Origin of the sequence: Limnohabitans sp. DM1, assembly GCF_001269385.1 — a bacterium.
In the GTDB taxonomy this organism is placed as follows: domain Bacteria; phylum Pseudomonadota; class Gammaproteobacteria; order Burkholderiales; family Burkholderiaceae_C; genus Limnohabitans_A.
The window spans coordinates 1-3,484 of record NZ_CXOO01000083.1 but is presented as its reverse complement, the minus strand read 5'-3'; the positions used below and the strand labels follow the sequence as shown (position 1 = coordinate 3,484).

At 65.8% G+C, this 3,484-nt stretch carries 1 protein-coding gene; it reads left to right on the top strand.

Going from position 1 to position 3,484, the window contains the following annotated elements:
- Positions 1-3,484 (top strand): Ig-like domain-containing protein (locus AMM33_RS21420; protein ID WP_304438317.1); only part of this gene is annotated, 3,484 nt, incomplete at both ends.

Here is a 3,484-nt window from a genome sequence, read left to right as displayed (position 1 = left end):
CCCCGGGGCGGCTACCCCGGCCACCCCACGCCCCCAAGGTCTCAACAACCTGAGCGTGGTTGAAACCAGCCCGGCCGGCCTGTCCAGCCCCGCCACACCGCTGCCCATCACCATCGACAGCGTGGCCCCATCGCCCCTGGGCGCCATCCTCAACCCCATCAGCAACAGCGGGTTGAGCACCGACAACGTCACCAACGACACCACCCCCACCCTCAGCGGCAGCGGCACGCCCGGTGACACCATCGCCATCAAAGACGCCGCTGGCAACACCATCGCCACCGCCACCGTGCAGCCCAACGGCACCTGGTCTGCCACCCCGGCCAACCCACTGCCCCAAGGCCCCAACAACCTGAGCGTCGTCTCCACCAGCCCCAGCGGTGCCACCAGCACCGCCCAGCTGCCCATCGTCATCGACAGTGGCGCCCCCACCATTGTGCTCAGCACCAACGCCACAGCGCTCACCACCGGCCAAACCGCCACCGTCACCTTCACCTTGAGTGAAGCCAGCTCAGACTTCACCACCTCTGACATCACCGCCGTCGGCGGCAGCATCAGCGGCCTGACGCAAAGCGCCACCAACCCGCTGGTCTATACCGCCACCTTCACCCCCGCAGCCGGTGCCAGCAGCGCTGCCGTGCTGGTCACCAGCAACAAATTCAGCGACGCCGCTGGCAACATCAACCTCGACGGCGCCGACACCAACAACGCCCTGTCCTTCAGCATCAGCTCGGGCATCACCATCACCCCCCTGAGCGCCAGCCTGGCCAGCACCAGCGACAGCGGCACCCTGGGTGACGGCAAAACCAACGACACCACCCCCACGCTGACCGGCACCGGCACGTCTGGCGACACCATCGCCATCAAGGACGCTGCTGGCAACACCATCGCCACCGCCACCGTGGCTCCCAACGGCACCTGGACAGCCACCCCGGCCAACCCACTGCCCCAAGGCCTGAACAACCTCAACGTGGTCGAAACCAGCCCCAGCGGTGCCACCAGCAGCCAGCCGCTGCCCATCACCATCGACAGCGCTGCCCCCACAGCCCCCGGCGCCATCTTGGCACCCAGCAGCAACAGCGGCTTGTTGACCGACACCATCACCACCGACACCACCCCCACGCTGACCGGCACCGGCACACCCGGCGACCTCATCACCGTCAAAGACCCCCAGGGCAACACCATCGCCAGCGCCACTGTGGCCCCCGACGGCACCTGGGCGGCCACACCGCTCAACCCCCTGCCACAGGGCCTGAACAACCTGGCCATCACCGCCACCGACCCGGCTGGCAACACCAGCGCGCCCACACCGCTGCCGATCACCATCGAGACCGCAGCCATTGCCGCACCCTTGGTGATTCAGGGCGGCGTGTATGCCGGCCCCTTCACCGGTGGTACAGATGTCCTCGTTTACGACAACTCGGGCACCCTCATGGGCACGACCACTGTGGGTGCTGACGGCAGCTGGAAAGTCACCGTCTCCGACCGCAACGAATACCGTGGCACCGTGCTGATCAAGGGGGTCGACGCCAATGGCACAGCGGTCAATTACCTGGACGAAGTCAGTGCCACAGGCAAGTCACTCGACACCACCTTGCGCGCCATGGGCGTGGCTGAAGAGGGGTGGGGGAACTTCACCGTGGCCAGTGACATGACCGCCACCCTGACCATCAACATCACCCCCGTGACCGAACTGGCGGTGCGGATCGCTGGCATCGCGGACACCGCAACTGCACCCTTGAGCAGCAGCACCGCAGTCGCCGCTGTCAACGCCGTGGTCGCCAAAGCCCTCGGCATCCCGGGTGTTGACATCACCGCCAAACCCACCACCACCAACAGCCCGGAATTCACCGCCACCGAACGGTTCGACGCCGATGGCGTGGTGATCCTCACGGATGGCGAAAAATACGGCTTGGTACTGACCAAGCTCTCGGGCGTGGACAGCATCTTGGGCAACGTTGACGCCAGCCTGGATGCCCTGCAAACGCAGGTGCAAGCTGGCGGTGCGCTGAGCGCCAGCGGCGCAAGCCTGCTGGAGCAAGGACGAGCCGCAGCCCTGGCCGCCCTCAAGGCCACCACCAATGGCCCTGAAAAGACCTTCGAGCTGGACACGCCCTTCAACCGCTGGCTGCTCGGCGATGTGGTCATCACGAATCAGGTACTCAGCGGCAACAATGTTGCGCTGACCGGCTCTGCGCTTCCGGGTAGCATCGTCACCGCCACGCTGACCGATGGCACCCAAACGCAGGCTAACGCCAACGCGAAAGGTGGGTTCGGCATGACTCTGCCGGCCTCCAGCATGACGACGGACAGTTTGGTCAAATTCACAGCCAGTGATGGTCTTGTTCAGCCCGCCTCGATCACGCACAACCTGCCGCCAGCCCCAGTTGCTGCGCCAGACATGACGGCACTCACCGACACGGGCACCATCAGCTCCGACAACCTCACCTTCAACAGTGCGCCGAGTTTTGTGGTGCTGCAGCCACTGCCCTTGGGCATCGTGGATGTGGTCCTCTACGTGGACGGCCAACCGGTTGCATCAAGCTACAACCCGACCACTGGCACCCTGACACCGGTCACGACTTTGGCAAACGGTCAACAAAGCATCAGCCTCGCATACAAAGATGCACGGGGTAATGTCAGCCCGCAGGGGCCGAGCTTGCCCATCACCATCGACACCACGCCGCCCGCAGCGCCCGCTGCTGTGCTCGATCCGACCAGCGACAGCGGCACCCAGGGTGACAAAACCACCATCGACACGACCCCAACGCTGAGCGGAAACGGTACGCCCGGTGACACCATCACCATCAAAAACCCACAGGGCGCTGTGATTGGCACCACGACCGTTAACCCTGATGGCAGCTGGAGCATCACACCCACCACGGCGCTGCCCGAAGGCCAAACGAACCTGGCTGTCACGGCCACCGACCCCAGCGGCAACACCAGCGCTGCGGCCACGCTGCCCATCACCATCGACACCACGCCACCGGCAGCACCCGCTGCTGTGCTCGAACCGACCAGCGACTCCGGCTCCAAGGGAGACCGTGTCACCACCGACACGACCCCAACGCTGAGCGGCGCAGGTGGCACGCCCGGTGACACCATCACCATCAAAGACCCACAAGGCAACGTCATCGGCACCGCCGTGGTCGCGTCCAACGGCAGCTGGACCATCACGCCTACCGCGCCGCTGCCCGAAGGCACCAACGCGCTCAGTGTCACCGCCACCGACCCGTCTGGCAACATCAGCGCCCCCACGGCGCTGCCCATCACCATCGACACCACGCCGCCCGCAGCGCCCGTTGCCGTGCTTGACCCGACCAGCGACAGCGGCACCCAGGGTGACAAAACCACCACTGACACCACGCCCACCCTCAGCGGCACCGACGTGCCCGGCATCGTCATCGCCATCAAAGACGCTGCGGGCAACACCCTCGCCACCACCGTGGTGCAGCCCAACGGCAGCTGGGCCGCCACGCCCACCACC